Origin of the sequence: Streptomyces griseiscabiei, from assembly GCF_020010925.1 — a bacterium.
In the GTDB taxonomy this organism is placed as follows: domain Bacteria; phylum Actinomycetota; class Actinomycetes; order Streptomycetales; family Streptomycetaceae; genus Streptomyces; species Streptomyces griseiscabiei.
On sequence record NZ_JAGJBZ010000005.1, the window covers coordinates 298,647 to 322,437 of the forward strand.

Sequence of the window (23,791 nt, forward strand, 5' to 3'; positions counted from 1 at the left end):
ACCGCACGACGGTGGCGCGGGCACGCCGCCAGGAACTCACCACACCAGGTCTCGGTCCCCCGCAGAACGGCCCGGACTCCTCACCCGAGTCCGGGCCGTCGTGTTCTCGGCGCCCGGACTCTGTCCACAGCCCGCCACGCGCACCATCGCCGTCTCCACACCCGCGTGACCTTGGAGGAGACCGCATGCCCACGACGCGATCGAAGCGCCGGCCCGGCGCCGGAGCGAGCGCCCAGGCCATGGCCGACACGATCCGCGCGGCCGAACGCCGCAAGCAGCACCGCACCGCCGCGTGGGCACTCCCGCTCCTCGTGACGCCCGCTGCGCTCGGCATCGGCTACCTCGTGGCAGCCGTGACCGACTGGCACGCCGGACTCGCCGTCACCGCGGTGACCATCGTCCTCGCCCTGCGCCGGCTCTACCGCAGCAAAGGCAGCACCTGGGCCACCGGAGCGGCCGGCGAACGCCGCACCCGCTGGATCCTCGCCCCGCTCGTCTGGTGCGGATTCGGACGCTGGGCGGTTCTCCACGATCGCCAGGTACCTCGCTCCCGCGCCAACCTCGACCACATCGTCCTGGGCAGGTGCGGGCCGGTGTACGTGGACACGAAGACCTGGAAGTCGAAGAAGGCCAAGGTGCACCTGCGCAGCGGGAAGCTCTGGTACGGCAACCATCCCCAAAAGGACTCCATCGACACCGTGTTGTGGGAGGCGAGCCGTGTTGCCGGCGTCCTCGGCCACCCCGTCCTGGCCGTAGTCGCCGTGCACTACGCCGCGGTCCCTCCCGGCGGCCTCATCAGCCAGGGGGTGACCATCATCCAGTCCAGCGAGCTGCGCCGCTTCCTGCGCGCCCTGCCCAAGGCGCCTGGCTGGGACCGGGCCCGCATAGCGACCGCCCGCCGGCAGGCCGACATCCAACTGCCGCCCGCCGCCTGACGGAACACGCCCGGAACCCGCCGACGACCGGCACCCGGCCGGGCGGGCGAGGGGCAGGGAAAGCCGGCAGGACACCTTGCTCCCTGCGCGGCATAATTCGCATGCTTTCGACAGCAGTTGGGGCTACTGTGACAGATGTACGCCCCGGGTAGCAGTCACTGCGAATCCCCCCTCGCATACTGTCCGGGGCACAGCTTGGTAAGCCCCGGTGTCCGCCTCTGCTCTCTGGAGCACGCGGCCCGGGGCGCAGCCTTGTTCGGGCCCGACTGCCGCGCCGCCCCTGCCGAGTTCAGGACGGCGCCTTGCCTGGACGCTCGTCGACCTCCACCACGGTGTACGTGGTGGTCATCCGCACCAGCCGAACCTCGGCGTCAGGGTGGCGCTCCCGGCGCTCGCGCAGCCGGTCCTGGGCCAGGTCGTACTCGTCGTCGCGGTAGCTGAACCGGAACCGGCCGGCCGAGTGCAGCACCTCGACGATCCAAACATCCACAGCAGGATCGGCTTCGACACCTGCGCCGACAGGCACCCACGCCCGGGTCGGGATGCGAACGGGCACCACCTCGGTGGCCTCAACGGTGGTACCCCAGCCGTGGTCCACGACGCCCTGGCGCTCGGTGAACGGCCTGTCGTAGTCGACAGCCCAGTAGGCGTCCCGATCCGCGAAGACGCAGCGCCGCCTCTCCGCCTCGCGCCCGTTCAGCACGTGGAAATCGGCGACGGTCGGTCGGGACAGATCGAGCGGAACGCCCAGGACGTGCAGCTCCGCAGCGGTGAAGATACGGGTGCCCACGGCTCTCCTCACAGTGGGGCGGACGGGAGGTCCCGGGGGCCATGGGCGACGCCACGGCCCCCCAGGGGAATCACTGAAGAGCGTCGGCGTCTGCCAGCTGCGCGACACGGCGGCCGAGCTCGGTACGGAAAGCCCGGAACCGGGGCCCGTGGAGGCCGGAGCCCCCGTCGTTCGGCTGGACGGCACCGGAGTCGTCGCGGTACTCCGCCAGCCCGAGCGCGGCGAGCCCGTTCCGCGTGACCCAGTGGACGTTGGGCAGGAACGCCTCGTCCTCATCGACCCGGCTGGTCAGGTCGCGCCACTGGGACTCGGTCAGCACCGCGCGGCGTCCGGTCAGGGTGATCCGCCATGCCGTCTTCCCCGTGTAGGCGAGGGCCTCGGAGTCGCTGAGCCGGTACCCGTCGGAGTCCTCGCGGTAGATGAACCCGGCATCGAGCATGGCCTTCAGCAGGCGGGAGGACACCCGCGGGGGAAGATGCCCGTCCGGGTCGGCGATCGCGGTCTTGAGGTGCTTGGACTCGGTGGCGGTGGCCTGGCGCGGAGCCTGGGTCACAAGGGCCTCCTTCGAATCGGAGCGGTGGATGGGGTGGTGCGGTCCGCGACGCGGCAGCGGACGGGGTTGAGGTGAACGTGGCGGGAGGGCGCAACCGGGTTCGCGCGGGAGAACGGCGTCGGCTGGTCAGCGGCCGAGCGCCCGGTACTGCGCCTCGCGGGTGCGGTGCCGGAAGGCCTGCGTTTCGCACTCCCGCTGTTGCGCCTTGAGCTGCGCCAGCTGCTCGCGGCACCTGGTCAGCTCCCGGGGGGCCTCACTCTTTGCCGCGGCGAGCTGCAGAGCTGCGGCGTCAGGGCGGTCGAGGTAGCGCAGGGCAAGGGCGCGCAGCACCGCGGAGGCGCGCCGTTCGGTCGCCCGGGACGCGGACATCCCGGCCCTGATGCCGCTGCTGGCCGAGGCTGGCAGGCGGGCGGGAGCCGAGGTGCTGATGCCGTCGGCGCGTTCGTGGTCCCACAGGCCGGTGATGCGGACGCCGTGGACGGTTGGCTCGTGCTCCTGCTCGCTCGGGTACGGGCTGGTGGAGCGCAGGTGGCCGTAGGTGACGCGCACGCCGGCGGGCAGAGGCAGTGGACGGAACCGGTCGCGGCCGACGGTGAACCGGCCGTGCACATGGGCCCCCGTCGCCTCGTATACGACCGTCCCGGGGACCACCTCGTTCACGGCGACCTCGCGGATCGCCAGGACGCCCAGGGGCTGTCCCTTGGCGTCGACGATCGGCACCTTCACCGGCGACGGGTCGGCCGGGCGGACCGGACGAAGCCGCCTGCGCAGCACGCCGAGCACGGCGTTGAGACGATCACGCACCGCCTTGCGCTGCGCCTGGAGCTCGGTGATCTGGTCCTCGAGCGCCTGAGCCTCCTTGGCTTCATGGGCGGCGAGGGCCTCGGCCTCGGGACGCACGGCGGCCATGCCCAGGTCCGCACGGTGAGGGAGCGCGGCCCAGTGGCGTACCAGTGCGCGCACCACTGCTTCGGTGCGGCGCCGAACTCCGAAGCTCAGCTCGCGGTGGGTACGGTTGTCCCGCAGACAGGTCGCGTTCCGGCCGAGGAAGTATCCCGAGGGCGGACTGTCGGGGTCGATGTGCTCGGTCCAGCCGTGCAGGCGGACGTTGTAGACGACCGGCTCGTCGGGCCGGTGGGTCGAGTAGAACGACAGATCGTCCTCCCCGGGCTCGGAGTCGTCCCCGAACTGAACCCGTACCGTGCTCGGCAGAACGCTCCGGTCGTGAAGAACCTCGGGGATGACGACGAAGCTGCCGCGCACGTGCGGGCCGCGCACCGTGTACCGGACGTGCCCGTGCTCCAGCGTGGTGACGCGCATCGCCAGGGTGCCCATGCCGGGCACATGGACGTCGTCCCGGCGGGTGATGGGGCGGGTGGTCACGGGTCACCTCCTGGCGGTGGAACGCGGATGGCTGGTGGGCGGGGTGCGTGGCGGGTTACGAGAGGTCGGGGTCGGAGCAGTGGACCGTCCGCGACCGGCCCACGGCGTCGGTGACGGTCCACAGCGACTCCGTGATGCCCAGGTCGACCTGCCGCCCGCGGGCCTCGTCGGCCGCCTGCTGGGCGTCGTCGACGTCGTCGATCGCGATGTGCCAGGCCGCGTGGAACGTGCGCGGTGCCGTGGAAGGCGCGGGCACGTCGGGGATGAACACGAGGGCGCCGAGGTCGATGGCGCTCTCCCACCCGGCCCGCCGCAGCGTCTTGGCGAACGCCGCGTTCTGCTCCTCCTCCAGGTCCCATGTGTCGGAGCTGAGCGGGTTGTACCGGACGACGAGGTGAGTCGCGCCGAGGTCGGGACGGAAGACGAGAAGTTCGCTCAGTTCGTGTCCGGCCGCGTCGAGCGCGGCACGGACGGCGGAGACGGCCGGGTCGGCCTGGGCGGTCGTGGGCATGGAGAGTCCGTTCTCTGGAGGCGTCGGCTGACGGGGTGGGGCTACGCGGCGAGCAGGGCGTGCAGTTCGGTCACACGGCGCTCGGCGTCGGCCACGGCGGTGACAGCACGCAGCGCAGTCTCGCGACGCGCGCTGAGCTGGGCGGTGTAGGTCTTCAGGAAGAGCTGCGCGGCCTGCCGGCGGGCAGCGGAGGCCAGTTCGTCGAGGTCCTCGCGCTCGCGCCAGGTCTTGAGGACGGCGTCGAGGACGGCCCTTGCGTGCCGGTGGGTGCGAGGCGGAAGCCACTCGGGGCGTCCGGTCTTGCCCCGGCGAACGGGCCGGTAGTCCGAATCGCTCTCGGCGATGCGGACCGGTCCGGTGAGCACGATGTTGTTCACTGACAGCGGCCGTGATTCGTGAAGCGCGAAGGCGGGGGCGAACTTGTCCGGGTTGATGATGAGTTCGCCGGTTCCCGGGTTGGGCATCGTGGGGTCGTCCGCTGCGGCGGCGGGGGAGAGCATCACGCAGCCGCGCACGTGCGGGGCGTGGAGCCGGTAGAGGACGTTTCCGGAATGGACGTCGGCGCGTGCGGCGATGGTGAGCTGACCGTAGGTCCCGAGATCGTGGGTGGTGTGCTCCTCGCGGACTCGTGGATCAGGCACGTGGGCTCCTTCCAGCGCTCGGGTGCCGACTGGCCGGCCCGGGGGGTTGGGCGGGCCAGTCGGAGGAGCCGTCCGGCGGGCTTAGGGGGGCGCCGGACGGCGGGTCGATGTGTCGCCCTGCTGGGGGCGTACGTAGCGCACCCCCAGCCGGGTTGACGCTTATATCTTAACTCGCCAACACGATGTCAGGCAACTTAAAAGGGTCAACGGGTGTTCAGCCTTCTGCGTACGGACCGGGCGCGGACAGCCGGTCATGGTCGCGCGGCCGGCGCGGCGGGATAGGCGAAGACCTGGCCCTGGACCAGGACCGTGCGCGGGACGGGAGTGACCGGCTGGGGCGGTGCCGCCTCCTGCGGGACCGGGACCCCCTCCAGCTCCGGGGCCGTGCTGGGGTTGAGCAGCCCAAGGATGCGCAGCCCCAACTCGGCGGGCACGCCCGTGATCTGAAGATCCATGCTGGTCGCGTCGTGGCTGAGTTTGACCTCGCCGGCGGCGAGGGCGGGCTGAGTCTCGATGCCTTCTTCGCCGCCCGACCAGTACGACTTGGACCGGCCCGCAGACCCCCGGTGCGGCATGGCGCTGTGCCCGAGGCTCGGCAGCACCTGCTCCAGGCGGCGGTTCATCGCGATCCGGGCCTGCTCGTGCTGTGCGGCCTCGGCGGCGGCCTTCAGGGCAGCGTCGATCGTCGCGAGGTACTCAGGCAGCAGGCGGCGCCTGATCTCGCTGAAGATCCGTGCCGGTGGCTGCTCCATGCCGACCGTGATCGGATCGGCACGCGGACCGGAGTGCCCCGAAGGGTAGGCGCCCTCCACTGTCAGGCGCCGGCCCGCCTCGCCCTTGAGGTGCTTGTTCTGGTGACGGAGCCCGACGCCGAGTCCTGAAGGGTGCAGGAGGGTGGCCGAGCAGACGTGGGACCTCTCCGAGGTGCGGTGGGTCCAGCCGCCGCCCGCGACGCCGTACCCGTTGAAGAGGTCGGCGAGAGCACGCCCGAGGGCGTTGGAGCGGGCGTGGACAGATTCCGGGACCGTGATGGATTCCTCCTCGTGATGATGTGGCGGGCGCGGTGCCCGGACGCAGGCTTATGGCCTGGGCGTCTCGGGTGTCGTCTGGGCCGGGATGTGCGGAGCGAGCGCGACCGCGATGTGCAGAGCCTCGACGGCCTTGAATGCGCTCTCGTCGTCCAACTTGAGTGCGACGTCGCCGCGGCCGAACGGCGAGCGCTTCGCGGTCCCGCGGTCTTCAGCGTCGAGGGTGAGGATCGCGACCTCCTCGTCGCGGGGCAGAGTGGCGAGAGCGGGCCAGGGGTCCTGCTCGCAGTCGCAGACGTCGTCGTGGAAGCACTCGTCCTGAAGGTGCGCGCGGATCCGCTCGTAGGCCGCCGGGCTGACGTGGATGTCCAAAGCGGCGCGGTCGCCCAGGGACTCCGGGACGATCCGGGCCGTGCCGATGCCCGAGGCCATCACGGTGTGCAGGGCGCCGGGGATTCCGTTGTACTGACGCAGGTGCCCCCCGGCGGCATCGGCCATGGCGGCGAGTGCGACGGTCCGGGCCGCGTCGATTGCGTGGCGGACCCCGTCGAACACGGCCCGAAGGGCCTTGGCCGAGCTGTCGGGGAGGGTGTGAGAGTCGGGGCAGCTCACGTCGTGCCCTTTCGCGAACGGGCGGGGCGCCAGCGGGTCTCCGCCAGCACCTGGCGGTCCTGGCGGAAGCGCTGGACCAGGGGGAAATGAGGACCGTCCTGCAGCAGCATCGGCAGCTCGGCGCCCGCCGGCTCGCCGTCAGCGATCCGGCGGGCGTAGGCGATGGCTTCCTCGAAGGCCTTCAGATACGAGTGCAGTTCCTCGGATGCCCGGCGTCGCTGCCGCCGCTCCCGGCGGGTCCATGCCTCCTCGGTGCGCTGCTCGTTGCGCTGGTGGACGCGCTTGAGCAGGAAGTGCCCTCCAATCAGAGACGCAAGGACCCGGCTTCCGGCGACGGCATCGCCGGTGTCGGAGGCGCTCATCGGCAGGACGTCCGCAGCCGCGTTGTCGACGGCGAAGGCGATCGCCTTCCAGGCGTCGTCCTGCAGAAGGCCCTCGTTGGCCCGGCCGGCCCGGCCGCGAAGAGCGGGGAGCCTGAGTCGCAGGGTGAATCGGAGCCGGGGCAGGAGGGTTATGGCGGTCGAGCTCATGGTCGAAGTCCCCTTCGCGGTGGGAGTGCCGTTGCTGCGCCAAGGGCAAGCGCCGTACGGAACCGGACAAGTTGGCCCCGGGGGCAGGCGGCTGGGAGTGGGTGCGTGGAGCGGGTCACCGAGACGATCAGGTGACGCTAAAAAATTAATGCATATCTCAAATGTGAGTCAAGTTAATCGGGTCATTTTCGAGGGGTCGCGTCGCGCGGCAGGGGTTGTCAGTGGGGCCTGGCAGCATGGAGGGGCAGCAGCCGCACAGGCAGAACGAACATGGAGAGCCCCATATGAACCGCAGTGAGCTGGTGGCCGCTCTGTCCGAGCGCGCCGAGGTGACCCGCAAGGACGCCGACGCCGTTCTGGCCGCGCTCGCCGAGACCGTCGGCGAGGTCGTCGCCAAGGGCGACGAGAAGGTCGCCATCCCCGGCTTCCTGACCTTCGAGCGCACCCACCGCGCCGCCCGCGAAGGCCGTAATCCCGCATCGGGTCAGCCGATGACGATCCCCGCCGGCTACAGCGTGAAGGTCTCCGCGGGCTCGAAGCTCAAGGACGCTGCCAAGGGGCGGTAACCCCTATTTCAGCTGATCGGCAGGGGTGCGCGACCCCGCCGATCTGCCCTTGAGCTGCCGATGGGGCGGCCCGGACGACACCGGGCCGCCCCATCGGCGTTATGACCGACCGCCGGACGAAGGGATATGGGAAAACACAGGGATACATGAGAAAACCCTGGTATATTGTGCGGCATGAATGAGGCGCTGGATGCGATCGAGAGGCAGATGTCCCGGCTCCGGACCGAGATGCGGACCGCGGCCGAGTCCTCGGATTCCGGTCGCCTCTCTGAGCTCCACGCGCAGCTGCGGAGTGCGCAAGACGCCTGGTCCGCGCTGCTGGGCACATCCGTCGGCCCCTCGGCCGCCGCTGCAACACGCCCCCTGAAGTCCGTTCGGGAGCAGGTGCTGCAGACCCTGACCCTGATCGGGGCGCCGGCGAGTCAGAAGACCATTCGGACCGTGCATGACGCCTTCTTCGGGGGCGCGCTCCTGAGTTCCTCCCGCATGGCAAGTCTCCGGCGGGACGAGGAGCGCAGCTTCCGGAACAGCAAGACCACGCGGACGTACGTATGCCCGGCACTGCTCACCGAGACCTTCCGTTCCGCCCGCTCCTTGCTCGTCTCCTCCGAGTGGCCGCTGCACCAGCGCCTCATTGCCTCCGGGTCGGGCCAGGTCAACTACCTGACCATGGCGGTGAATCTGGCCGACGCGGCCGCGGGAGCTGGTGACGAGGCCGGCGAAGATGGCGACGCGATCAACGCGCTGCTGGCCAGCATCGCGCTCGACATCCCTGGCGTGGCCGGGGGCACGTCGGTCAGCCCGGCACGGATACGAGCTGCGGCCCAGCGAGAGCTTGACCGCCTGCTCCCCGCAGACCAGGAAGCCCGATCCCAGGCGGCGAAAGCCGGCGCGCAACTCGACCCCACCGAGCAGATGTTCGGCATCGCAGTACCCCAGAACACCTGACGACCTCTGCAAGATGACCCGAAGGGCAGGACAGACGATGACCCAGGTGCGCCTCGCCGGGTGTGTGGGCTGCATCGGCAGCGACCGCCCTGGCTACGTCGTCGTATGGAACCTCGACGGCGGCCAGATGCTCTGGGAGTGGAAGCGCTGCCCCGAGAAGTGCACCGCCGAGTCCCGCGCCGCGACGATCGAACGCCTCAGCCGGCGTCGCGCCGAGCAGGAAGCCGAAGAGGAAGCCCGTCGGGCCCAGGCCCAGGCTGTCCCCGAACCTGCCCCGCAGCCGGAGCCCGCCTCCGAGCAGGCGCGCCCTCAGCCCGTGCGCCACCCCGCCAGCCCTCGTCCGGCGCCCGCATTCCGCGGCCGCACAGCCGCAGGAGCCGCGCGTTCCGGCGGCCGGAGCGCCCCGGCTCGCAGCGGACGCAGCACCGCTCCGGCCGCGAATCCGCCGCGCCGCTGGCCGGCCGTCGCACTCGACCACGGCACCGAGGGCTGGGAGCTGGACGTCGCCCAGGTCCCGCGGCCCGCCGGTACGAAGCTCACCGACTGGTTCGCCTGGCTCGGCACTGGCCTGCCACTGCGCATCGACCGCGTACACGACGCGGGCCGGACCGGCGACGGCCTGGTGTGCCTGTCGGCCGCAGCCCTCAAGACCCTCGGCCTGCCGGCGTCGCTCCCGACCACCGAGAAGGCGCTGGCTGCGCTCACGAAGAAGCTCACCACGGCGGCCGCGAGCGTCGGCATGGAGCTCTCCCAGGAGATCGGCCCCATCTTTCACGCGTTCCGCCGGGCGGGCGCCCCGGGCGGGCCGAAGTCGTCGCTGCGCGTGGTGATCACGCCGTGGATCGGCCAGGGCAGCGAGAAGCAGCAGGTGACGAGCGCGCTGATCGCCCAGCTCGCCACCGCGCCCAACGGCGACCTCGACGCGCTGACCCTTGCCCGCCGCATCCGCACCTACGTCGCCGATCTCGGGATCGCCCCCGGCGTCACCCCGGCCACCACCAGCAAGCTGCTCCTCGACGCCGTCCGCCCCCGCTCCGAAGCATTCCAGGACGAGCAGGGCGAGTGGCGCTCCCGGCTTCGCGACGGGGCACTGCCCGGTGGAGACACCGCCGTGCCTCCGGCCGCCGGCGCCCGCCACCCGCTGACCCGCGAGCTCCAGGAGCGCGGCGAAGCCCTCTGCGAGGAAGAGGACTTCAAATGGTGGGCCAGGCCGCTCACCGAAGCAGAAGCGGCCATGCCGTACGCCGTCGCGTGCGACGTCTGCGCCTCGTACCTGTCGGTCACGATGTCGCTGCGGCTCCCCGTCGGCCCGCTGGAACACCACGCCGAACCGGTCTGGGACACCAAGTCGGCGCCCGCCGGCCTGTGGTGGTGCGACTTCACCGACATCGAGGTCGACCCCCTGCTGCCGCACCCGGCGACGTTCCACGGCGAGGCCCCCACCGGGCCCGGCTGGTACGCCACGCCGACGGTCGCCTACATGGTCACCGAGTACAGCTTCGACCCCACCACCATTTCCGAGGCGTACCTGTCCACGCTGACCGTGCCGTTCCTCAAGGAGTGGACCGTCCGCCTGCGCGAGGCATACAAGCGTGTCTACGCCGTGCTCGGCCTCAAGGACGGACAGGAGCCGGAGGAGTTCCTCGCCGCGTACGCGGCGCACAAGGACATCGACGCCCAGGACGTCGAGCGCGCCGACGCCCTGGTCCTGGCCGGGCTCTACAAGGCGATCTACAAGGGCGGCATCGGGAAGTGGACCGACGGAGCCCAGCACCTCGACGAGGAGGTGTGGCTGCAGGAGATCGTGGCCAACTGGTCCTACCGGCCGGAAGTGCGCTTCCAGATCATCGCCGCCGCCCGCATCGGCAGCCACCGGCGTATGCGCAAGACGTACAAGAAGACCGGCCGGGCCCCCTTCGCGATCAACGTCGATTCCTACCTGTACGCCACCGAGGAGCCGTCACCGCTGGAACTGCTCACCCCGCCGGAGAACGGCAAGCCCGTGCTCGGCGTACTGCGACTCGGCATCGGGCCCGGCCAGTTCAAGCACGAGGCGAGCATCCCCATGGAGGCCATCCTGGAGATCATGAGCAGCGGCGACCACCCGTCCCGCCTCACCCACGACTACGACACTGACGGCGTCGCCCTCACCGGCGGCGAGCAGGAGACGGCGAGCGCATGAGCGGTCAGGACAGCACGCCCACCCCCGGAGCCAACGCCCGGCTCAAGGAGACCCTCTTCCCCTCCCGTAAGGCCCCGGCGCGTACCACGACGCAGTCCGAGCACGTCCGCGACCGCAAGTACGGCGGCAACACGGCCGCCATGGCAGCCGCCTACAACGTCACCCCGCGCACCGTTGGCCGGTGGATCGACGGCACCCGCACCCCGCGCGGCGCGAACGCCACCCAGCTGCGGCAGGAGGCCACCGAGGTGGCTACCACCTCACGGGGCCGAGAACGCCGCGCCCGCGAGATGGAAAAGCGAGACCAGCAGGGACTCCCATCCGGCTACGGCGCGACCGTCAACCGCGCCAACAGCTTCGACATCCAGGGCTCCAGCGCGCTCCGCAGCCGCAACATCCCCATCCCCCTGACCAGCGCCCAGGTCGCCAAGCTCGCCCGCACCATGGACGAAGCCGAAATCGAGGCGGTCATCGCGCAGGGGATCGCTGAATACATGAACGGCGGCCGCGTCTCCGGAGGCTTCAGCCCCAGCGACTTCACCTTCAACCTCGACGACGTCACCTTCAAGGGCATGTGAGCCGCCGAACGGGACGCCGCTCTGTCAGTGCCGTCGTGCAGACTGACCCGATGGAGAGCGCACCGACTGGGCAAGGAGCTGTTGCCCGCATCCTGCCGGCACTCCCCGACACCGACCCGGAAGCGGGAGAGATCCGTTGGGACCGGTGGGAACCGGCTCTCCTGGTCACCCACATCGACCCCACGTGCAGGACCTGCGCCTTCCCCGGGCCACTGTCTACCGCGTTCGGCAAGACCTGGTACACGCCCGAGCCGACCCAGGTCCGCATTCAGCGGTCCCGCCCCGGTGAACCCTCCAAGTGGGCGCGGGTGCAGGGCAAGCCGTACTGGTGCAAGACCCACTACGCGGTGCGCTGCCCGCAGTGCGACGAGATGACGGTGTACCGACGCCAGGGCTGGGTGGAGATCCACTACCGGCCGCCCACTACGGAACGCGCCGTGCCGTCGACGGACGACAACGTCCTCTTCTAGCCGCGGAGTCGGCGCGCACGCCGGTCAGGCGCCGCGGCCGGTGCTGGTGTCAGGCCGGCTCCGCAACCTCGGCCTCGACGCTGCCGGGCTCGGGGTAGCGCGCAGCCGACAGCAACTGCGCAGCCTCGATGCCCCGTTCGATCCCCGACCGGTAGACGTCGCCGACGGTGGTGACCTTAGCGGCAAGACGTTCGTACTCCGCCAGCGGATCTGGCAGCCGGGACATCTCCTCCGGGCCGGGCGCAACAGCCGGCGGCACCAGCCCGGGGTACTTGTCCCGCCACTTTCGGATCTTCCGAATGGAGTCGACCGATGTATGCCAGCAGGCGGCCAGCACCTTCTCGGCCAGGTCGCTCGGCAGCCGCAGCGGGATGCTCTCCGGGAAGCCGCCGGTCCGCGATCCAGGCCACCGGCCCCCGAGGGAGCGGGCCTCGGAAGGAACCGCGGGCCACTCACGAGCCCAATGCCGCTCCTGGAGCTCTTGCTTGATGCCGCAGGCCGCGAGGGTGTCGATCGTGTCGATCAGCTCCGCCGACCCGCGCAGACGTTCCACCTCCAGGCGCCAGCGGTCACGAACCGCCGCAGCGCCCTCGCGCGACAGGCCCCGAGTCTGCCACTCCGAGCCTGACGAAAGGATGATGCGGCGGCGCTTCTCGACCTCGAGGGCGTCCTTCATCCGCTGCCGGGTGCCCGCGACCACCCACGCCGTCGCCGCCGCCGTTCCCTGCGTCACTGCCGCTCACCAACTAACGTCGCACTTTGCAATGGACAGTTGGTCAGGCTACTGGTGCCGCGTGGTCCGGCTCTCGCAAGCCGAGCGGGACTTGGTCCGGAAGTGTCCGACGCTGTCCACGCGGACACCGTCGGACACTTCCGGACAGCACAACGGAGCGCGGGGGAAGCGCCAGCAGGTGCGGCTCCGGGGCGCGGGAAGGTGTCACGCCCGGGTGTCACGCTCACTGTCACGCTCTGGGGCGTGACACCCTGCCACCTGCGCAAACAGTGCCTCGTCAGCCTGACGGGGCGGCGGGCCGGCTACCTGCTGAGAAGGGAGCTGCGCGCTTCGAGGGCGCGGCTCAGAAGTGCCGCCTCGCCCGGATCGACCACGAGCGGCTCACCGGGACGGGCAGCGAGGGGCGTGGTGAGCCGCACCTCGCCGTGGGCAACGCCCGCGCTCAAGTCCGCGATCTGCTCCGGGGTCAGCGTGTGGCGGACGAAGACGTCCACGCCGCTGAGGGAGACGCGGAAGATGATCAGGGTGTCGAAGAACACCTCGATGACGTTGCCGCTGAACATGGCCTCGGCCAGTTCCTCGGTCGTGCGCTCGGTGTCGTGCAGGTCGTCGGTCGCGGGCATACAGCTCCAGGTCTGGGGGCGGAGGGCGGCGGAACGAGCCGTGGGCGAGCTCGTGAGCGGGGAAGGTCAGGCCGTGGTGTCCTCGGGCGTGTACGGGCCACGGAACCGTGCGGGGATGTCGCTGGGCGGCGTACTGGGATCGGGGGCATCGGCCGGGCCGCGATCGGAGTGGCTCCAGTAGGACAGGGCGAGGAGATCGACCGAGGTATCACGTTCCTCGCGGGTGGCCCAGGCTTCGACGCTGACGTCGCCCTCCGTGTACACGGCGAGCGCGTAGTACAGCTCGAACGGGCTGTCGTAGAGGGCGACCGCCTGGTAAGGCCAGTTGCCGAGGTCCCAGCCCTCGCTTCCCCAGTCCCGGACGCCGGTCCATCCCCAGGGGGCAAGGTGTGCCAGCCAGGTGTCGGCGTCACCGCCATCGTGGAAGTCCTCCGGAAGGAACGGGAGAACCTCCAGCGGAACAGGTCCGGAGGTGAACGGGCGGTCGCTGGAGGAGCGGGAAATGGAAGTCAAGGCGGTCTTCCTGGTCGATGAGGGGGGGCGAAGTCAACCCCTTAACACCAATGTACTCCAGCAAGGGGGGATAGTCAATATAAAAGGGTCGCCCGCCCCTTGAGGTCGCGGGGTTCGACGCAATTAAGTTGACACAAGGTGGCTACGTGTGTATTGTCTCAAGCGTCGAAGCGGGGTTCCGGCCCCGCGGTGGCAGGCCCGCCGTCCCGCCTGGGGCGCGCAAGGTTCAACACCTCTCGGGCCATGAAGAAATCCCCGTGCAGCGGCAATCGAGCGGTTGGTAGGGTCCTGGTTGCGGGGCGGCTCCGATACGTGCTTCCTTCTCTCTCTTTGGAAAAGACTCAGCGCGATCACTTCCCGCCCCGCATCCGAGAGCCTCACCCGCACCGGGTGCCCCGCGCACGAGCAACCGGCGGCCCCACTGCGCCCGTTGACCACGATCAGGTTGAAACTTTCGGCGACGCCGAGCGGCTCTCAGGAACCCTTCCTCCTTCCGGGACGGACACGGGCCCCTTCCGCTTCGGCTCAAGAAGACGAAGCCCTGCACCACAGGGCCCTGCAGGCCCGGAAATGCCGGGACAGGGGGAAGGACGACGATGACGACCACGACCATCACGACCACCACCGGAGCCCGCCGCGGCCTGGCCGCCACGCTCCTCGCCCGTCGTGGATCCGTCTACCTCAACACCTCGGCCACCGCGCCGGCTCAGACCCCGTCCGTCGACTCGCTCGCCGGAATCACCCTGCTGGAAGCCGACGTCCTCGAGCGGGGCTTCCTGCTGTCCGACGGCCTGCGCCAGGCCCTCGCCCGCAGCACCGACGCCGAGCTCGTCACCGCCGGCCGCGCCCTGCTGTCCGACATCGACGCGGCCCTCGGCGCGGACCGCGACCACACGCCCCTGTTCCGCAGCTTCCCGGCCAGCACCCCCAGCGACACCCTGTCCTTCTACGTCGATCGGGTGTTGTCCCTTCTGCTCCAGGCCCCCGAGCAGCCGTGCATCCTGTGCGGCTCCAACGACACCGTGCACGCGGTCGCGCCGTGCGCCCACCTGGTCTGCACGGCCTGTTTCGACGGCGCCGACTTCTCGGCGTGCCCGATCTGCCACCGCCGCATCGACACCGACGACCCGTTCCTGCGCCCGCAGCACCACCGGCCCACCGCTGGCACCCGGCGCGCACTCCCGGACCGGCTCCGCGTCCTCAACTACGGGGGCAGCCTCACGGATCGCACGGCTGACGCCGCTGCCGAACTGGCCGGTCTGCTGTCCCGCACCGGCGCGCTCAGCCCGCAGGACACCGACGACCTCACGACCCTCCTCGACGAGGCGGGCGACCGCACGGACGTGTCGTGGCTTCCGGAGTCGATCCCCGGCCGCGAGACCAAGGCCCGCGTTCTGGCCTGGCTCCTGGACGAGCCGGACCAGTACCTGAACGTGCTCCCGGCGGTGATCGCCCGCATCACCACGGCCACCGACGTGCTGCGCCTTGTGGCCGTCCGCTCCGGCGGCGATGCCGGGCTCGTCACCCCGACCCGCTTCACCGCCATCCCGCGTCCGCTGCGCCGCGCGCTGCTGGAGGCCCTCGATCGCCTCGACGTGACCCTGGTCGCGGAGGACATCGACCGCCACGCGCAGGCGTGGAAGCACCTGGCCGAGCGGCTTCACCCCTTCGAGTACGCCCCCCGCTACCCGAACGCGGCCCTCGCCTTCGCCGCGCTGCGCGAGACCACGCTCACCGACGACACTCTGTCGCGCACGCTGCGCGCCACGGCCCGCACCGTGCCGGTCGCCAACACCAACCGGCCGAAGGTCGCGATCGCGCTCTGGTCCACCCAGGTCGAGACGGCCCTCGCCAAGGGCGACGTGAAGAGCGTGCTGCCCCTGCTGACGCAGCGCCCCGGCGAGTTCCTGCGACGGCTGGATCACGTGCTGCGTCTCGCGGGGACCGACCAGGCGACCCTCGTCCTCGACGCTCTGGAGCGGGTGGTGCCCCACGTCGCCCCGGCCGTGGTCCTCTCGGCGCTCGGAGAGATCCGCACCCGGACCCGGAAGGGCGCCGAGCGGGTCTTCTTCCCCAAGGGCGGCAACGCGAAGGCGCACATCGTCGCGGACGAGCGCGCCCCGCTCGCCGGCGCCGTCGTCGACCGTGCCGTGTCCATCCTGACCGGCGAGATCCTGCGCCGCGCGGGCCAGCTCACCCAGGTGGAAACCGCCGTCGTCGACGCGGGCCTGGACGGCGTGATCGCGCCGTTCGCCGAGCGGACCGCCTCGCGCGCCCTGGTCACCCTGCCGCGCGGCAGCGAGCTGCCCCTGCCCGACGGCCGCACGGTCCGCTTCTTCCTCCACTGGATGGAGAGCGACACTTCCGGTCGCACCGACCTGGACCTGTCGGCGGCGATGTTCAACGACGCCTGGGAGCACGTCGGCACCTGCGACTACACCCGGCTCCGCTTCGCAGGCTCCGCGGCCGTGCACTCGGGCGACCTCACGAGTGCCCCCGCGCCGAAGGGCGCCAGCGAGTTCGTCGACCTCGACCTCGACCAGCTGGCCGCCGCCGGCGTGCGCTACCTCGTCGCCGTGGTCTTCTCGTACAACAACGTGGCCTTCGACGACCTCGCCGACGCGTTCGCCGGATTCATGTCCCGCGACGAGGACGGCAACATCGGAGCGGTCTTCGACCCGCGTCAGGTCGAGCAGCGCTTCGACCTGACCGGCCAGTCCCGCGCCAGCGTGCCCCTGCTCATCGACGTGAAGGGCCGCACGATGCGCTGGCTCGACGTCGTGCGGGGCGTCACCGGGACCAACCACGCCGTGCACCGGCACGCGAGCGACCTCGCCACCCTCGGCCAGGGGCTGACCAGCCTGTTCACCTCCGGCGCCCGCGTCGGTCTCGGCGAACTCGCCACCTGGCAGGCGGCAAGCCGCGCTCGCACGGTCGTCGTCCGCCACCTGGACGGCTCCACCACCACCTACCGGCGCGGCCCGGAGGAGACCACCATGGCCTTCGCCGCGCGCATCGGCACCCCGCACGCCGACGACGGCCTCGACCTGGACCTCGCCGACGTTCACCTCGCCTACCTGGTGCGCGGCGAACTGACCGTGACCGAGGGCGGCGAGGCGTACGCCCTGTACCCGGCAGGACTGGACGCCCGGCAGGTGCGCCTGCTCGGCGCCTCCGACCTGGTCTCCGCACTCGCACCGCAGTAGAGAGCCAACCGGCAGCACAACAAGAGCCCTTGATGACGCAGCGCATCCGCGTGCCGTCGTCAAGGGCTTCTGCCTGTGCCCGGCCGGGCAGGTCACCGCGCGTCGCGTCTGCCGCGCAGCGAGGCGATCACGCACAGCGGCGTGGTGAACAGGGCGTGCCAGCCGTAGAAGCACAGCCCGGCCAGGCCGGCCAGCTGCACGAGCACAAGCAGAAGGGCCAGGATCTGCGCGAGGAGGACCGGCACGGTCCCGCCGGCGGTCGCGGACAGCAGATGCGGCGTGACCCACTGGACGGCAGCGCACAGGAGCAGGGCGAAGGCGAGGCCGCCCCAGATGACCGCCAGAGCCCGCCCCGGCCGATCACGGCCGGCAGGCGCGGCAGACCGCTCCATCACCTCGCCGTGATCGACTCGGGCATCAGGACCGCCAAGGTCCCCGGGAGCGGCCGGCACGGACGGGCCGGGAGTGCCGGTGCTCAACTGCCGCTCCGCGAACGCCGCAGGTGCCCGCCGAGCGCGCGCCCGACCCGGCCCAGGCCCATGCCGATGGCGCCGATGACGAGCACCCCGAACAACCGCTCCACGAGCAGGTACGTGCCGGCCACGGGCTGCCACACCACCGGCAGCAACAGGGGCAGCACCCGCACCGGATTCAACTCGCTCCGTCCGAGCAAGAGTTGCTCCGCCGGGTGCATGAACAAGGCGCCGCTGGGGGTGGTGTACGTGATCGCCACGCCCATCAGCAGCGGCAGCAGGATGGTCAGCAACACGTCGAGCACGGCGATCACCACGGGCGGTCTCCTCGGGATCAGAGCTACGGAGGCCGGGGCGGCACCATGCTCCGCCCCCGACGCCAGCAACCCTCACCGCAAGCGCTTGTGGACAGAGTCCGCCTGCGCCGCGGGAAGTCCTCCCCCTACCCGAAGTGCGTCCGCCACAGGCCCTGCGCCCAGGACTGGGCGCGCTCGCGCAGACTGCCCTTCTTCGCGTCCCATCCCGCGGCCGGAGGCGCGCTCCCCGTGACGGCGCGGTGCCACTCGATGAGCCGCCGTTCAAGTTCGCGCGCCTCGAAGAGATCCGCGGTCGGCACCCACCACGCCTCGGCCTGGTGGTGCTTGAGCATGTGCACCACGCTCACCGCCCATGACTCGGCCGGCTCGTACGCCGACACCCACCCCTGCTCCCGGCCGAGCCGCTGACGCAGCGACGCGGCAGAGCCGACGTAGAGGACGGCGCCGCGCGGGTCGGCCCAGACGTAGACACCGGGATCTGCCGGCACCTCCCGATGCTGGGAGAACAGCGACGGTGCGCCGCGCTTGGCGTCCGCCGAGAAGTGGCCGCGCAGCGCCGGCTCGAGATCGGGAACAGTCAGGACACTGATGGTCAGGTCGATCGCCATGAGGCGAAGCGTGCCGTGCCCGTGTCGGCCCCGCCACCGTGCCCCCGGCCCGCTCCTTCGAGGGCCGGGGATCCCAGGATGCGTGGCGTCACGCGGCGTCGCTCTCGTGGCGGTTGAGACGGGTGTGGATCTGATCGAGGAGGTCCGCGGCCGCAGTGGCCTTCGCCGAGGACTTCGTGGAAGTCGTGCCGGTGCCGACCAGGACGTCACCCTCGTGCACGGCCCGCGCCGTGCACTTGAAGGTGGGCACATGGCTGGGCCCGTCCATCGTGAAGTCGAACCGCAGATCACTGATGATGAGCAGCTGGGTGTACTCGTTGAGCACCATGACCGGCTGGCGCCCCTCGGCGGCAGCGGGCTCGATCGCCTTCTTCGCCTTGGCCGTCGTGCTGTCGCCGCCGCCCACCTGGTCCTGGGAAGGGTCCGGCAGGCAGGCGAGCCGGGCAAGGAGGCTGAGCGCGGCCTGGTGACGCGCCGACTTCTTCACCGAGGCGGTGCGCTCCTCGCCGCACACCGGCGTGCCGCCGAGCGCGAGTTCGGCACGGGAACGGAATACGGCGTTGTGAATCTGACCGGCGCTGTGGTCCGTGAACGACGGATTCGCCACACCGTTGACCTGCGCGTGCGTCGCCAGCACGCTCACCGCCGTCTCCGGCGAGGTCGCGACGGCCTTCAGGCATTCGGCGCGGGCCGGCGCCCAGGTGTCGCTGCTCGCCACGAGCAGGATCATCTGGAGGTCGAGGGAGGTGAGCTGCTGCTGCCTGGCACGGCGGACCGCCTCCTGTGCCAGGGACGCGCTGCCGATGTTCTCCTTGCAGCCGCGCTTGAGGAGGGCCTGGAAGTCACGGCTGTCCAGATGGGAGTAGTCGCCCCCGGCTGATGCCGCCTTACGGGCGCGAGCATGCGCGGAGGACTTCAGCGACGCCTGCTGCGCCTCACGGTCGGCGCGGGCGCCCTCGTTCAAGGACTCGGCAATGGACTGGAGCTCTTCGTCCGTGTAGGGGCTGGGGGTGCCGTCGATGTGGCTGAACACGACCCGCTGCACGACCAGGTCGGCGTAGCGGCGCAACGGCGACGTCGAGTGAACGTATCCAGGCAGATTCAGCCCCCAGTGGCCGCGCACGAAGGGCGCGTACTCGGCCGCCCGCAGCACGAGGAGGGTCCGTTCCTGCAGGGCCTGGAGGCGGGCGGCGGAACCCTCGGACAGCGCGAGGTCGAGATCGTCGAGGAGCGCCTCGCGCGGCGGAGCGACCTTTGCGGCGGAGTGGTTGCGGAACAGGAGCAGCAGATCACGCTCGGCGGCCCACCCGGCCAGGGCGGTGTTCGCCGCGATCATGCACTCCTGGACGATCTTGTAGGCGATGTTCCGCTCCGCGACTGCCACCCGGACCAGGCGGCCGTCCTCGTCCGTGGCCCAGCCCTGCAGCAGGTCGTACAGGGCCAGTGCGCCCTGGCTGCGCCGGCGGGCGAGCAGGACCTCGCTCAGCTCGGCGGCATCGCGCAGCTGGCGGTGCAGGGGGTGGCTGGGGTCGCCGACCGCGGTGGCGACCGCGTGATGGTCCAGGGCGAGGGCCCCGCGCATCTGCGCCCGGTCGACGTCGACTCCGAGCGCGGTGCCGCCGTCGTCGAAGGTGACCCGCACCCGCAGAGCCGCGCACGCGCGGCCCTCCGCCAGAGTGAGCCGCGCCTCGACAGCCCGCGGGAGCATCTTGGCCGTGCCGCGAAACCCGCCGTACGCCGACTCCCTGCGCGCGAAGGCCTCCTGGTCGGCGGTGCTTCCGGGAGCGACACCGCAGGCGACGTCCGCGACGTACACGGTGAGCTCCCAGCCGTCGGGCAGACGCCGGACGGTGATGGCGTCGTCCCGGTCGAGACTGCCCTTGCGGTCGATCATGAGCGGGACGCCCGGGGAGTCTGCGGAGGGCGGCTGGGCGGGGGAGGCGTGGGCGGGCAACACTTCTTCCTTCCGTGACGCGGCGGGGCCGAACGGTGAACGGCCGGCGCGAGATCCATCATGTCCAACGAGGCGGCCGCCGTTTGCCGAGTTGTCAGGAAAACGGTGCGGCGGCCGTGGGGATTCGGTCATCAGGTGCGGGCCAGGGCGGCGGCGACGGTACGGACGCACGCGCGGGTGTCCTCGTCGTAGCTGGACACCGGAGCCGTCGGGTAGCCCGGCGCCTCGTACAGCGGCGTGACCCCGTCGGCCGTGACCAGACGCGCCCGCCATCCGCGGTGCGCGCGGACAGGGTGGTCGATGTGGTTGCGGTGCTCGATGAGGACGTACGCGGTCCGCTCGTCCGGATCGGGCTCGAAGTGTCCGGCGATGACGCAGCTGTTGCGCCCCAGCTCGGCGGAGTAGCCGGTCTGTTCGGGAACGCGGACCTCCTTGAGGAGCTGGCGCAGCAGACGGTCCGCGCGGCAATCACAGCTCTCGACCTGGCAGGGCTGGTCCTCGGTCCAGGCGAGAAGGATGGTAATTGCGGAGGTGATCTCGGCCATTTCCTCCTTGCCGCGTTCCATGAGCGGGTCGTCGGGCCCGTCGGGCATGTTCAGCACTGCCTCGGTCGCCAGGCTCTCCCGGCGCATGCCGGCAAGGGCGAGCCGCAGGCGGGCGAAGCAGCCCGGGGTGCTGCCGGCGGCGAACTCGGCGATCGGTCCCGCTTCGGACAAGGTGCTCGCGATCGCACGAGCCTGTTCCTGGGTGGTGATGGGCACGCAGCCTCCGTGGTGTGAGGGCGCCGCCGGACGGCGGCGCCCGGTGGGGCGGGCGGCCTTTCAGGGCCGCCCGCCGGTCGGTCAGGCCTGGCGCAGCGCCGAGAGCAGCGCGCTGCTCAGGGCGGCGGGGATCTCGGAGACCTGGGTGATGTCCACCCGGTGAGCGCCGGGCAGCACGTTTGACCCGGGGTCGAGGCAGAACCAGAGCACATGGACTCCGGCCCGGATCAGCCGCCGTACGAGACGTTCGCCGCCCACGCGTTCCTCCGGCTCCCAGTGGCCGTCGGAGACGATGACCAGGACGCGGGCACCGTCCTGGCGGGACAGGCTCAGGGCGCCGTCCAGGGCATTGGTGGCCTCGATGAACCGGTGGTTGCCGTCGTTCGCGTGGAACTCGGTGACCTGAGAGGGGGGCTGGCCGGGGGAGACGATCGGAGTGACGGCGGTGCCGAACGCCACCGTCGCGGCCCTCCCGTCGACTTCACGGGTTCCGTGCGCGAAGGTCCAGGCCGTCGAGGCGATGATCGAGGTGTAGGCGCGCATCGAGCCGGAGACGTCGACGGCCACGCCGACGGCGACCGGCGGTTCGTGCGAGTGCGTGCGCTTCAGGGAGCGGAAGGGCCGGGCGGTCACCGGCATCCCCAGGGCGCGCTGCGCCGCGCCGAGCATGGCGTCGCGGCCGGACACGCGGCCCGGCGGAGCCGCGGCAGCCGTACGGACCCGGGCGGGGTCGCGGAACCGCGCCTTGGCGAGGGCGATTCCCAGCCGCCGCGCGGCCGCCCGCTCCAGCGAAGTGGGCGGCCTGTGGCCGCTGACCGGGGTCCGCGGCCGCGACCGGCGCGAGGACGGGGCGGGTGCGGGGGTGAACACCCTGCGGGCCGCCTGCTGCGCGGCCTGCTGGGCGGTGGTCTCGTCCCGGCGGGCCTTCTGGCGCCGGGCGGCCTCCTCTTCGGCACGGCGCTCCTGCTCGGGGTCGGGCAGCGCTCCCGTGGAGATCTGGGCCTGAACCGAGGCTGCGACGGCGACCGTCGCCACGGCTGCGCCGAGTCCGTCACCGTCTTCCGCACCGTCGGTGCCGTTTGAGGAGGATTCGGCCCGGGGCTCGCCTGCCGCGCAGCCGACGCCGGGCAGGTCCTCGTCGGCATCCGCGCCGACGACCTCGACCCAGCGGCGGGCGATGTCCAGAAGGCCGTCCTGGTCGCCGTCGTCGAGCGTCAGGACCTCCTGCCACAGGGCACGCAGCCTGGCGAGGTCTCCGGTGCCGAGGGCGGACTCGGCGGCGGCGTACACCGGCCGGGTCTCGGTCTCGGTGAGGACACCGGCGTCGACCCGGCCCAGGATGAGGGCTGCGCCCGCTGCCGCGCGCCACCGGTCGTGCAGCGGGGAGGCGGCGCGCTGGGCGGGGAGCACGATGTGGCTCGCGCAGGCGCGCAGGAAGACCCGGTCACCCGGGCGCTCCTGAAGGTGACGGGCCTCGATCCGGGGTTCTTCGAGCAGCACGGCCGCGCGGATCACCGCCCGGCCGCCCGCCGACGCGTTCCAGTCACCCCAGCGGGTGCTGCGTGCGTGAGCGGCCTCGTGCGCGGACATGCCCACGATCACCGGATGCCGCAGACGGCCCGAGATGCTGAGCGGGTCGACCTGGTCCGGGTGAGTGCCGTCCTTCAGGGCGACCGCCCCGTTGATGGTGACCTTGATCAGCTGCGGGTCGAACCAGGCCGCCTCGGCCGTGGGCGCGGCGTCCCAGGCCATGGTGAGCAGCACGTCGTCACGGTCGGCGAGGGTGTTGATGATGGATCCGAGACGCCGGGAGAGCGCGCCCCGGGCATCGGCCAGGTCCGCGTCGACGTCCTCCTGCGGGGCGGGCGGCGAGGCCGCCGGGCTGGTCATCACCGGCGCCCCGCGGGGACCCGGGTGCCCAGTGCCAGAGGGGCGATCTCACCGAACTTGTCCTTCATGGCCTCGGCGAACTCGGTGCGGTCCGGGGAGGGGCACTTGCGCAGCAGGCTGGCGACGGCGAAGTCCTGGCCGTAGCGCCGGGCCGTCCCGGCGAACGCGAGCGCGTCGCGCAGCTGGGGAATCCAGCCCTCGTACGTTTCCTGCTGCCTGCGGCTGTCGAGGTTCTTGGCCACGGTGATCAGGTCCAGCGGCACGCCGAGGTCGGCGGCGAGGTCCCAGTCGGTGGTCACTTCGACGTGATGGTGGAACCGGCTCAACAGGGCATCGCTCAGGTTCGCGCCGGGCACGTCGGGGTTGCAGGCGCCGACGACGAACCAGTTGGGGCCGACCTTGAGCGGCGGCAGCGTCGGGTTCTGCGTGACGTGCAGTTCCCCGCGGCCGTCCATGAGCGCGTACAGCACGGTCAGTTCCCGGGGGTCGATCAGGGCGATCTCGTCGACGAGGAGCGGCACGTCGTTCTCGATGCTGCGGATGAGCGGGCCGGAGACCCACTCGAAGCCGCCCGTGGTCGGGTTCTGGACGAAGGTGCCGACGAAGTCCGAGACGTCGGTGTCGGCGGTGCCGACGATGGTTTCCAGACCGTTGTGCTGGCCCTGGACGGCGTCCTGAACGAACGCGGCCTCGCTCAGCGCGGTCTTCCCGGTGCCGGGCGGGCCGACGAGCAGCACGTGCTCGCGGTGGCTGCGGGCGTCGCGCAGGAAGGCGAGGTCTTCCAGGTCGCCGACCATGCGCGGGTGGTAGAGCTGTCCGTTCGGCCGGGTCTGGGGGCCCACCGGCGGGAGGGCGGTGGAAAGGGAGGCGGGAGCGGGAGCGGGGCTACGACGCTGGGTGCGACGGCGCTCGACATCCTCCAGTTCAGCGAGGCCGCGCTGCTTCATCTGGTTCGTGAACGTGGACAAGAGGCTCCTGGGATGTAG

25 protein-coding genes are annotated in these 23,791 nt (G+C 71.2%); 7 read left to right on the forward strand and 18 right to left on the reverse strand.

What is annotated here, in order from left to right; translation table 11 throughout:
• Positions 1-185: 185 nt before the first annotated feature.
• Entirely contained in the window at positions 186-935 is a 750-nt protein-coding gene (locus J8M51_RS44270; protein WP_060880406.1) for a nuclease-related domain-containing protein, read from the forward strand.
• Positions 936-1,224: 289 nt separating this feature from the next.
• On the opposite strand, the gene J8M51_RS44275 is transcribed toward J8M51_RS44270, so the two are convergent.
• The 8 genes from J8M51_RS44275 to J8M51_RS44310 form a co-directional block, all read right to left on the reverse strand.
• The gene (locus J8M51_RS44275) at positions 1,225-1,725 is read right to left on the reverse strand and encodes a hypothetical protein (protein ID WP_086761562.1); all 501 of its coding nucleotides are present in this window, start codon (positions 1,723-1,725) and stop codon (positions 1,225-1,227) included.
• A 70-nt stretch (positions 1,726-1,795) separates the two neighbouring features.
• Entirely contained in the window at positions 1,796-2,278 is a 483-nt protein-coding gene (locus tag J8M51_RS44280) for a hypothetical protein (protein WP_086761564.1), read from the reverse strand.
• Positions 2,279-2,404: 126 nt separating this feature from the next.
• Positions 2,405-3,661: a hypothetical protein gene (locus J8M51_RS44285; RefSeq protein ID WP_234374017.1), complete on the reverse strand. Its 1,257-nt coding sequence runs from the start codon at positions 3,659-3,661 to the stop codon at positions 2,405-2,407.
• 55 nt (positions 3,662-3,716) lie between these two features.
• Entirely contained in the window at positions 3,717-4,172 is a 456-nt protein-coding gene (locus tag J8M51_RS44290) for a hypothetical protein (RefSeq protein WP_060880409.1), read from the reverse strand.
• Between the two features lie 41 nt (positions 4,173-4,213).
• Positions 4,214-4,813: a hypothetical protein gene (locus tag J8M51_RS44295; RefSeq protein ID WP_086761566.1), complete on the reverse strand. Its 600-nt coding sequence runs from the start codon at positions 4,811-4,813 to the stop codon at positions 4,214-4,216.
• A 251-nt stretch (positions 4,814-5,064) separates the two neighbouring features.
• Positions 5,065-5,565 (reverse strand): hypothetical protein, encoded by a 501-nt coding sequence (locus tag J8M51_RS44300; RefSeq protein WP_086761568.1) that lies wholly within the window; start codon positions 5,563-5,565, stop codon positions 5,065-5,067.
• A gap of 327 nt (positions 5,566-5,892) precedes the next feature.
• Positions 5,893-6,453, reverse strand: coding sequence for a hypothetical protein (locus tag J8M51_RS44305; RefSeq protein WP_086761569.1), 561 nt, complete (start codon positions 6,451-6,453; stop codon positions 5,893-5,895).
• Positions 6,450-6,983, reverse strand: a complete 534-nt coding sequence (locus J8M51_RS44310; RefSeq protein ID WP_060880413.1) for a hypothetical protein — start codon at positions 6,981-6,983, stop codon at positions 6,450-6,452. The genes J8M51_RS44305 and J8M51_RS44310 overlap by 4 nt, the downstream gene beginning before the upstream one ends.
• 284 nt (positions 6,984-7,267) lie before the next feature.
• Between J8M51_RS44310 and J8M51_RS44315 the strand changes: the two genes are divergently transcribed.
• From J8M51_RS44315 to J8M51_RS44335, 5 genes are all read left to right on the forward strand, one after another.
• Entirely contained in the window at positions 7,268-7,549 is a 282-nt protein-coding gene (locus J8M51_RS44315; RefSeq protein ID WP_086761571.1) for an HU family DNA-binding protein, read from the forward strand.
• 174 nt (positions 7,550-7,723) lie between these two features.
• Positions 7,724-8,497: a hypothetical protein gene (locus J8M51_RS44320; RefSeq protein WP_086761573.1), complete on the forward strand. Its 774-nt coding sequence runs from the start codon at positions 7,724-7,726 to the stop codon at positions 8,495-8,497.
• Positions 8,498-8,534: 37 nt separating this feature from the next.
• The gene (locus J8M51_RS44325; protein WP_086761575.1) at positions 8,535-10,679 is read left to right on the forward strand and encodes a hypothetical protein; all 2,145 of its coding nucleotides are present in this window, start codon (positions 8,535-8,537) and stop codon (positions 10,677-10,679) included.
• Entirely contained in the window at positions 10,676-11,257 is a 582-nt protein-coding gene (locus J8M51_RS44330) for a helix-turn-helix domain-containing protein (protein WP_060880545.1), read from the forward strand. Before J8M51_RS44325 ends, J8M51_RS44330 begins: the two co-directional genes overlap by 4 nt.
• A gap of 50 nt (positions 11,258-11,307) precedes the next feature.
• The gene (locus tag J8M51_RS44335; RefSeq protein WP_086803312.1) at positions 11,308-11,727 is read left to right on the forward strand and encodes a hypothetical protein; all 420 of its coding nucleotides are present in this window, start codon (positions 11,308-11,310) and stop codon (positions 11,725-11,727) included.
• A gap of 49 nt (positions 11,728-11,776) precedes the next feature.
• Here J8M51_RS44335 and J8M51_RS44340 read toward each other — a convergent pair whose 3' ends face one another.
• From J8M51_RS44340 to J8M51_RS44350, 3 genes are all read right to left on the reverse strand, one after another.
• A complete protein-coding gene (locus J8M51_RS44340; RefSeq protein WP_086761579.1) occupies positions 11,777-12,460 on the reverse strand; it encodes a hypothetical protein in 684 nt (227 codons plus the stop codon).
• Between the two features lie 302 nt (positions 12,461-12,762).
• Positions 12,763-13,083 carry a hypothetical protein gene (locus J8M51_RS44345; RefSeq protein WP_060880542.1) on the reverse strand — a complete coding sequence of 107 codons (321 nt, stop codon included), beginning with the start codon at positions 13,081-13,083 and terminating at the stop codon, positions 12,763-12,765.
• A gap of 66 nt (positions 13,084-13,149) precedes the next feature.
• Positions 13,150-13,596: a hypothetical protein gene (locus tag J8M51_RS44350; protein ID WP_086761581.1), complete on the reverse strand. Its 447-nt coding sequence runs from the start codon at positions 13,594-13,596 to the stop codon at positions 13,150-13,152.
• A gap of 596 nt (positions 13,597-14,192) precedes the next feature.
• Between J8M51_RS44350 and J8M51_RS44355 the strand changes: the two genes are divergently transcribed.
• Positions 14,193-16,802, forward strand: a complete 2,610-nt coding sequence (locus J8M51_RS44355) for an MXAN_6230/SCO0854 family RING domain-containing protein (RefSeq protein ID WP_086761583.1) — start codon at positions 14,193-14,195, stop codon at positions 16,800-16,802.
• 92 nt (positions 16,803-16,894) lie between these two features.
• On the opposite strand, the gene J8M51_RS44360 is transcribed toward J8M51_RS44355, so the two are convergent.
• The 7 genes from J8M51_RS44360 to J8M51_RS44390 all read right to left on the reverse strand — a co-directional run bounded on the left by J8M51_RS44360 (position 16,895) and on the right by J8M51_RS44390 (position 23,773).
• The gene (locus J8M51_RS44360) at positions 16,895-17,194 is read right to left on the reverse strand and encodes a hypothetical protein (RefSeq protein ID WP_060880539.1); all 300 of its coding nucleotides are present in this window, start codon (positions 17,192-17,194) and stop codon (positions 16,895-16,897) included.
• 83 nt (positions 17,195-17,277) lie between these two features.
• Positions 17,278-17,592 carry a hypothetical protein gene (locus J8M51_RS44365; protein WP_060880538.1) on the reverse strand — a complete coding sequence of 105 codons (315 nt, stop codon included), beginning with the start codon at positions 17,590-17,592 and terminating at the stop codon, positions 17,278-17,280.
• A gap of 125 nt (positions 17,593-17,717) precedes the next feature.
• Positions 17,718-18,200, reverse strand: coding sequence for a GIY-YIG nuclease family protein (locus J8M51_RS44370; RefSeq protein WP_060880537.1), 483 nt, complete (start codon positions 18,198-18,200; stop codon positions 17,718-17,720).
• A gap of 88 nt (positions 18,201-18,288) precedes the next feature.
• Positions 18,289-20,154, reverse strand: a complete 1,866-nt coding sequence (locus tag J8M51_RS44375; protein WP_060880536.1) for an RNB domain-containing ribonuclease — start codon at positions 20,152-20,154, stop codon at positions 18,289-18,291.
• A gap of 131 nt (positions 20,155-20,285) precedes the next feature.
• Positions 20,286-20,915 carry a hypothetical protein gene (locus tag J8M51_RS44380; RefSeq protein ID WP_060880535.1) on the reverse strand — a complete coding sequence of 210 codons (630 nt, stop codon included), beginning with the start codon at positions 20,913-20,915 and terminating at the stop codon, positions 20,286-20,288.
• 81 nt (positions 20,916-20,996) lie between these two features.
• Positions 20,997-22,805, reverse strand: coding sequence for a VWA domain-containing protein (locus tag J8M51_RS44385; protein WP_086757775.1), 1,809 nt, complete (start codon positions 22,803-22,805; stop codon positions 20,997-20,999).
• Positions 22,805-23,773, reverse strand: a complete 969-nt coding sequence (locus J8M51_RS44390; protein ID WP_060880813.1) for an AAA family ATPase — start codon at positions 23,771-23,773, stop codon at positions 22,805-22,807. Before J8M51_RS44390 ends, J8M51_RS44385 begins: the two co-directional genes overlap by 1 nt.
• Between the last annotated feature and the right edge of the window lie 18 nt (positions 23,774-23,791).

Coding starts and splice junctions, on each gene's coding strand:
- J8M51_RS44370 (WP_060880537.1), bottom strand. CDS start 18,200: ATGGCGATCGACCTGACCATCAGTGTCCTGACTGTTCCCGATCTCGAG.
- J8M51_RS44385 (WP_086757775.1), bottom strand. CDS start 22,805: ATGACCAGCCCGGCGGCCTCGCCGCCCGCCCCGCAGGAGGACGTCGAC.
- J8M51_RS44290 (WP_060880409.1), bottom strand. CDS start 4,172: ATGCCCACGACCGCCCAGGCCGACCCGGCCGTCTCCGCCGTCCGTGCC.
- J8M51_RS44330 (WP_060880545.1), top strand. CDS start 10,676: ATGAGCGGTCAGGACAGCACGCCCACCCCCGGAGCCAACGCCCGGCTC.
- J8M51_RS44320 (WP_086761573.1), top strand. CDS start 7,724: ATGAATGAGGCGCTGGATGCGATCGAGAGGCAGATGTCCCGGCTCCGG.
- J8M51_RS44310 (WP_060880413.1), bottom strand. CDS start 6,983: ATGAGCTCGACCGCCATAACCCTCCTGCCCCGGCTCCGATTCACCCTG.
- J8M51_RS44325 (WP_086761575.1), top strand. CDS start 8,535: ATGACCCAGGTGCGCCTCGCCGGGTGTGTGGGCTGCATCGGCAGCGAC.
- J8M51_RS44335 (WP_086803312.1), top strand. CDS start 11,308: ATGGAGAGCGCACCGACTGGGCAAGGAGCTGTTGCCCGCATCCTGCCG.
- J8M51_RS44345 (WP_060880542.1), bottom strand. CDS start 13,083: ATGCCCGCGACCGACGACCTGCACGACACCGAGCGCACGACCGAGGAA.
- J8M51_RS44300 (WP_086761568.1), bottom strand. CDS start 5,565: ATGGAGCAGCCACCGGCACGGATCTTCAGCGAGATCAGGCGCCGCCTG.
- J8M51_RS44270 (WP_060880406.1), top strand. CDS start 186: ATGCCCACGACGCGATCGAAGCGCCGGCCCGGCGCCGGAGCGAGCGCC.
- J8M51_RS44355 (WP_086761583.1), top strand. CDS start 14,193: ATGACGACCACGACCATCACGACCACCACCGGAGCCCGCCGCGGCCTG.
- J8M51_RS44360 (WP_060880539.1), bottom strand. CDS start 17,194: ATGGAGCGGTCTGCCGCGCCTGCCGGCCGTGATCGGCCGGGGCGGGCT.
- J8M51_RS44315 (WP_086761571.1), top strand. CDS start 7,268: ATGAACCGCAGTGAGCTGGTGGCCGCTCTGTCCGAGCGCGCCGAGGTG.